The organism is Saccharopolyspora sp. NPDC002376 (assembly GCF_053593195.1).
The window spans coordinates 1-6,397 of record NZ_JBSFBZ010000116.1 but is presented as its reverse complement, the minus strand read 5'-3'; the positions used below and the strand labels follow the sequence as shown (position 1 = coordinate 6,397).

Below are 6,397 nucleotides of genomic sequence, written 5' to 3'. Positions count from 1 at the left end.
TCGCCAGCACCGAACCGGCCGCGACCGCGAACAGCGCCAGCGTCACCTGCCAGTCGTCCAGGCCGAGGTCCTGCTTGATCGCCGGGATCCGCGCGACCGGATCGGTGTGGTCACTGGTCGCGGAGGAAGGCCTCGACCGTGTCCTTGGTGACGATCTCGACCGGGATGTTGGTCGGTTGTCCGGGGCCGAGGTCGTGGGTGCGGGCCGCCCGGACCGCCTGCTCCACCGCCGCCTTGCCGAGCAGCTTCGGCTGCTGGGCCACGTCGGCGCTCTCGGTGCCGGCCTTGACCGCCGCCAGACCCTCCGGGGTTCCGTCGAAGCCGACGACCTTGACGTCGTTGCCCGCTCGGGCTCCCAGGGCCTTGATCGCGCCCAGCGCCATCTCGTCGTTGGCCGCGAAGACCCCGCGGATCTCCGGGTGGGCCTGCGCGATGTTCTGCATGACGTCCAGCGCCTTGGTGCGGTCGAAGTCGGCCGGCTGCGAGGCCACCACCTCGATGCCCGGGTGGTTGCGGATCTCCTCGGTGAAGCCCTGGCCGCGCTCCCGCGCCGCGGACGTGCCGGGCTCGCCTTCCAGCACCGCGATCGGCCCGGAGCCCACCTGCTCCGCCAGCTGCTGAGCGGCCAGCCGGCCACCAGCGACGTTGTCGGAGGCGACGGTCGTGACCACGTTGCCGGCGCTGGGTGCGCGGTCCACGCCGATCACCGGGATCTGCGCGGAGTTCGCCGCCTTCACCGACGGCACCACCGCGTCGGAGTCGACCGGGTTGACCACGATCGCGTCGACGTTCTGCGCGATCGCGTTCTGCACCGCGTTCGCCTGCTGCGAGGCGTCCTCGGACGCGTCGGTGATCAGCAGCTCCACGCCGAGCCGGTCGGCCTCTTCCTGCGCGCCTTCGCGCAGGTCGACGAAGAACGGGTTGTTCAAAGTGGACACCGACAGCGCGACCCGGATTCGTCCGTCGTCGGCGGCGTTCTGCCGCTGGTAGATCGCCCAGCCCGCGGCCACCAGCAGCAGCGCGGTCACCGCAGCCGTCGCGCGGCGCACTGCTGGGTTGCGCAGCAGGCCCTGGCCGCGCTTCCCGCTGCGGCGACGCTGGCGCGCGGTGTCGAACAGCACCGCCGCGGCGATCACCGCACCGATGACGACCTGCTGCCAGAACGCCGAAACGTCAAGCAGGTTCAGGCCGTTGCGCAGCACCGCGAGGATCAGCGCGCCGACGAAGGTGCCCAGCGCGGACCCGACGCCACCGGCCAGGCTCGCCCCGCCGATCACCACCGCCGCGATCGCGTCCAGCTCGTAGCCGGTGCCCGCCTCGGGCTGCGCCGAAGCCAGCCGCGCCGCGAGCAGGATGCCCGCCACCGCGGCGAAAAGCCCGGACATGGCGTAGATCAGCAGTCGCTGACGGGTGACCTTGATGCCGGACAGCCGTGCTGCCTCGGCGTTGCCGCCGATCGCGTACATCGCGCGCCCGGCGTAGGTGCGGCGCAGCACGAACGCCGTGATCAGCCCGATCGCCAGCATCACCAGCACCGGGTAGGGGAGCACGCCGAACAGGGCGCCGCTGCCGATCTCGGTCAGCCAGCCGTCCAGGCCGATCGGCCGACCGTCGGAGATGACCAGTGCTAACCCGCGCGCGACGCTGAGCATCGCCAGCGTCGCGATGAACGGCGGCACCCGACCAGCGGTGATCAGCACACCGCTGAGCAGACCGGCCACCGCACCGGCGGCCAGGCCGATCGGAACCGCCAGCCACAGCGGGAGACCCGCCGAGGTCACCGCCCAACCGGTGACGATCCCGGCCAACCCGGCGACGCTGCCCACCGACAGGTCGATGCCGCCGCTGACGATCACGAACGTCATGCCGAACGCCAGCACCGCCACCACGGACGCCTGCACGCCCACGTTGAGCAGGTTGTTCGGGGTCAGGAAGTCCGGTGACAACAGCGCCAGCAGGACCACCAGCACGACCAGCCCGCCCAGCGGGCCGCCCGCGCGGCCGAGCGCGGCTCGCCAGCGGGGGGTGGTGCCGACTTCGTTGTCAGGCATCGCTTTCTCCTCCGGTGTGTTCCGCCGAGACGGCGAGCGCCAGCACGCGCTCCTGAGTCGCCTCGGCACCGTCCAGCTCGCCGCGCAGCCGTCCATCGGCCATCACCAGCACGCGATCGCTGAGCCCGAGCAGCTCGGGCAGATCGCTGGAGACGACGAGCACCGTGGTGCCCGCGCGGGCGAGTTCGTTGATGAGTTCGTAGATCTCGGCGCGGGCACCGACGTCGATGCCGCGCGTGGGTTCGTCGAGGATGAGCACTCGCGGCTCGGCCAGCAGCCACTTGCCGATGACGATCTTCTGCTGGTTGCCGCCGGAGAGGGTCAGCGCGGGCTGGTCCAGCCCGGGAGTGCGGATCCGCAGCCGCTGCACCGACTCCGCGGCTTCGCGACGCTGCCCGGCCAGGTCGACCAGACCGGCCCGGGTGCGGTCGGAAATCGTTGCCAGGCCGAGGTTCTCGGCCACCGACGCGCCCAGCACCAGGCCCTGCCCGGCGCGGTCCTCGGGGACCAGCGCGAGCCCGGCGGCGCGGGCCGCGGCGATGTCGCCGGACGGGATCGACTGCCCGCCGACCAGCACTTCGCCCTGGTCGTAGCGGTCGGCGCCGAACAGCGCGCGCACCAGCTCGGTGCGTCCCGCGCCGACCAGGCCGCCGATGCCCAGCACCTCGCCGGCCCGCGCGGTGAAGCTGATGTCGGCCAGCACGCCGTGGCTGGTCAGGCCGCGGACCTCCAGCTGAACGTCGCCGATCTCGGCCTCGCGGGGCGGGTACTGCTGGTCGACGGTGCGGCCGACCATGAGCCGCACCAGCTCGTCCTGGTCGGTGTCGGCGGGCACCTCGCCCACCTTGGTGCCGTCGCGCAGCACGCTGACCCGGTCACCGATCTCGGCGACCTCGTTGAGCAGGTGCGAGATGAACACGACGCCGACGCCCTGCGCGGTGAGGTCGCCGACGATGCTGAACAGCCTGTCCACTTCGGACCGGCTGAGCACCGCGGTCGGCTCGTCCATGATCAGGAAACGGGTGTCCAGGCTGAGCGCCTTGGCGATCTCCACCAGCTGCCGGTGCGCGACGCCGAGCTCGCCGACGATGGCGTCCACGTCGAGGTCCAGGCCCATCCGCTCGATCAGCTCGCCGGCCTGGCGGCGCATCGCGCGGCGGTCGATCACGCCGAAGCGGCGGGGCGGGCGGCCCAGGTAGATGTTCTCGGCCACGGTCAGCTGCGGGACCAGCGCCATCTCCTGGTGGATGGTGGCGATGCCAAGCCGTTCGGCGTCCTCGGGACCGTGGAAGCGCACCTGCTCGCCGTCCACCCGGATCTCCCCGGTGTCCGGGCGGTGCGCGCCGGCGATCATCTTGATCAGCGTGCTCTTGCCCGCGCCGTTCTCCCCGAGCAGCACGTGCACCTCGCCCGGGCGCAGGTCGAAGTCCACGGCGTCCAGGGCGCGCACACCGGGGTAGGTCTTGGAGACCCCGATCAGCTCCAGATGCCCGTCGTCGGCCATCACGGTCAGCTCCACTCGTCGTTGAGCGCGGAAACTGTAATCGGTTTCCGTAGCTGGGCCACAATGAACGATGGATGACTGCCTGTCAAGTGGCGAAACTGGTCGCGAAACCGATTACACTCCGATTGATCGTGGTGCAACGGAGCGCGCGCGATCCCGAGCGGAGGAGGTGGCGTGGGCGTCACGATCCACGATGTGGCGGCGCGAGCCGGGGTTTCGGTGGCGACGGCGTCTCGCGCGTTGTCCGGCCAGCGCGGAGTGCGCGCGGCGAACCGCGACAAGGTGCTCGCGGCGGCGCGCGAACTCGACTACGAACCCAATGTTGTGGCGGCATCGCTGCGCAGCCGCACCACGCACACCATCGGCATGGTCGTGCCCCGGATCTCGAACCCGTTCTTCGCCACGCTCGTCGAGTCGATCGAGAAGCAGCTGCACGACGGCCAGCGCAGCCTGCTGCTGGCCAACTCGCACTACGAACCGGAACTCGAGCAGCGCCAGGTCCGCGCGCTGCTGGACCGCCGCGTCGACGCGCTGATCATGATCCCTTGTCACCGCGAGCGCAGCGGCGAAGCGCTGACCACGGCCGCGGCCCGGATCCCGGTGATCCAGCTCGACCTGCGGGTGGACGGCTTCGCGGGCAGCTGGGTCGGCGTGGACAACGAGGCCGGGGTCTGGCAGGTGGTCCGGCATCTGACCGAGCGCGGTGCCCAGCGCCTGGTGTTCGTCGGGGCGCAGCCCACCGACTCGGCGGCTCAGGCGCGTCTGGATGGTTTTCGGCGGGCGGTCGGCGATGGCGATGACGTGCTGTTGGGCGACTTCAGCAAGGAGTGGGGGCAGCAGGCGGCTCGGCAGCTGCTGAAGCGAGATTCTCTGCCCGACGGAATCGTCTGCGGCAACGACACGATCGCCCTCGGTGTGCTGGGCGAACTGGCGAACAGCGGTGTCCGGGTCCCGGAGGACGTCCTGGTCGCGGGCTTCGACGACATCCCCTACGCCGAACTCGCCCAACCGGCCCTGACTACGGTCCGCCAACCCCAAGAGCAAATCGCGGCCGAAGCTGTCCGAGGCCTCGATGCCCGCCTCTCCGGAGAAGAAACAACCCCCCGAAGCATCGCGATCACCCCAGGCCTCGTCATCCGTTCCTCCACCTGACCCCACCCCAGACCTAACTCTGGTTCCCCGCTCCGGACCTCCGTCCCAGGCCTGACTCCGGTCTTCGCTCGACCCGGCCTTGCCACCTGGCTCGAACTTGCCTCCGCCCGTGCCCGAGCGTTGGTCCGGTCCCAGATCCTGGATCACAGTTTCAATTGAAACTGTGATCCGCCGTGCCTGGGATTTACAGTTTCAATTGAAACTGTGGACCACCGGCGTGTCGGGACCCCGACATGCCGACGGGTGTGGACAACTCGCTGGGCCTGGGGAGAACTTCCGCGACTTCAATGGAAATTGGACGTCTGATTTCCATTGAAATCGCGTGTTTGACCGGATCCAGTGGGGCTTGGATGACGGTCGGTGGTTGGTGGATGGCGGGCGGTGGTCGGGGAAATCGCCGGCGTCGGGTCGTTCGGGTGTTCGGTTAGTCTGGGCCGCGACCTGTACCCGGAACGCCAGGTGTCTACTGTGGACGAATTAGTGCGGGAGTGGACCGCGCAGCTGCTCGACTCCGGCAACATCGCGGCGCTGATCGCGGGCCTGATCTCGTTGGTCCTGGTGCTCAACCGCGCCACCTGGCTGCCGCTGCGCAACGTCGTGACCATCGCGCACGAAGGCGGGCACGCGGTGATCGCGCTGCTCAGCGGCCGCAAGCTCAACGGCATCCGCCTGCATTCCGACACCTCCGGGCTCACCGTGTCGACCGGCAAGGCGACCGGACCGGGCATGGTCTTCACCCTGTTCGCCGGGTATCCGGCGGTGTCGCTGCTCGGCCTAGGTGGCGCGTGGCTGGTGACCGTGGACCTGGCGCACGTGATGCTGTGGGGTTGCATCGCGCTGCTGGCGGCCATGCTGCTAGCGATCCGCAACGCCTACGGCGTGCTGTCGATCCTGTTGACCGGCGGCGCGATCTTCGCGGTCGTCTGGTTCGCCACCCCGGCCTGGCAGGCGCTGTGCAGCGCCCTGCTGAGCTGGTTCCTGCTCATCGGCGGGCTGCGCCCGATCGGCGAGCTGAGCCGCAAGCGCTCGCGCGGCAGGGCGGCCAACTCCGACGCGGACCAGCTCGCCCGCCTGACCAGAACGCCCGCCGTCCTCTGGCTGACCACCTGGTACCTGCTCGGCCTGGTGGCCCTCGTCCTCGGCGGAACCTGGCTCCTCCTCATGCCCCAGGTCTGACGGGCCTGGTGCGAGGATTAGCTCGTTGCCGGGGGTGGCGTTTTCTAGTGCCTCGTCTATGAACCTTGATCGGGTTATTGATCATTAGCTGGTTGGTGTCGGGCATGCTTTCTGGGCAAGAGTGTTGAGTCTGGTGGAGGTGGTGGATGCCGCGCCGTCCGGAGGTGTTCGTGTGCCCGGTGAGCATGGCCGAGGGGCAACGCCTGCAGAGGATCAGCAGGACCTCGAAGGACCCGGTCAGGTTGCGTCGGGCGATCGTGGTGTGGGCCTCGGCTCAGGGGCGGTCGGTTCCTGACATCGCGCATCTGCTGGATCACATCGCGGACTACGTCCGCGATGTGATCCACGCGTTCAACCGGGAGGGTTTCCCCGCGCTGGACCCAAAATGGAGCGGGGGCGCACCCAGGGCGGTCGAAGTGGGCCGTGTCATTCCAACCGTGTAAGCCACGGATGGGCCAAGATCGAGTCAATTCGGTGACTCAGGAAGGCTCATTCCATGACAGAAAAAATTTCA

Annotated in this window: 5 protein-coding genes; 3 read left to right on the top strand and 2 right to left on the bottom strand. The window is 69.3% G+C overall.

Annotated features, from left to right (window positions below):
• Positions 1–110: 110 nt before the first annotated feature.
• Complete coding sequence (locus ACWCO2_RS36525) at positions 111–2,051, bottom strand: ABC transporter permease/substrate-binding protein (protein ID WP_450132379.1); 1,941 nt, start codon at positions 2,049–2,051, stop codon at positions 111–113.
• The gene (locus ACWCO2_RS36520; RefSeq protein ID WP_450132380.1) at positions 2,044–3,555 is read right to left on the bottom strand and encodes a sugar ABC transporter ATP-binding protein; all 1,512 of its coding nucleotides are present in this window, start codon (positions 3,553–3,555) and stop codon (positions 2,044–2,046) included. Before ACWCO2_RS36520 ends, ACWCO2_RS36525 begins: the two co-directional genes overlap by 8 nt.
• Before the next feature lie 174 nt (positions 3,556–3,729).
• Between ACWCO2_RS36520 and ACWCO2_RS36515 the strand changes: the two genes are divergently transcribed.
• From ACWCO2_RS36515 to ACWCO2_RS36505, 3 genes are all read left to right on the top strand, one after another.
• Complete coding sequence (locus tag ACWCO2_RS36515; protein ID WP_450132378.1) at positions 3,730–4,707, top strand: LacI family DNA-binding transcriptional regulator; 978 nt, start codon at positions 3,730–3,732, stop codon at positions 4,705–4,707.
• A gap of 468 nt (positions 4,708–5,175) precedes the next feature.
• On the top strand, positions 5,176–5,883 hold the full coding sequence (locus ACWCO2_RS36510) for a M50 family metallopeptidase (RefSeq protein WP_450132377.1): 708 nt from the start codon (positions 5,176–5,178) through the stop codon (positions 5,881–5,883).
• 146 nt (positions 5,884–6,029) lie between these two features.
• Positions 6,030–6,326 carry a helix-turn-helix domain-containing protein gene (locus ACWCO2_RS36505; RefSeq protein ID WP_450132376.1) on the top strand — a complete coding sequence of 99 codons (297 nt, stop codon included), beginning with the start codon at positions 6,030–6,032 and terminating at the stop codon, positions 6,324–6,326.
• The last annotated feature ends 71 nt before the right edge of the window (positions 6,327–6,397 follow it).

What these genes read in the sequence shown, in the direction of transcription:
- ACWCO2_RS36525 (WP_450132379.1), bottom strand. Translation starts at nt 2,051, where the DNA reads ATGCCTGACAACGAAGTCGGCACCACCCCCCGCTGGCGAGCCGCGCTC.
- ACWCO2_RS36520 (WP_450132380.1), bottom strand. Translation starts at nt 3,555, where the DNA reads ATGGCCGACGACGGGCATCTGGAGCTGATCGGGGTCTCCAAGACCTAC.
- ACWCO2_RS36505 (WP_450132376.1), top strand. Translation starts at nt 6,030, where the DNA reads ATGCCGCGCCGTCCGGAGGTGTTCGTGTGCCCGGTGAGCATGGCCGAG.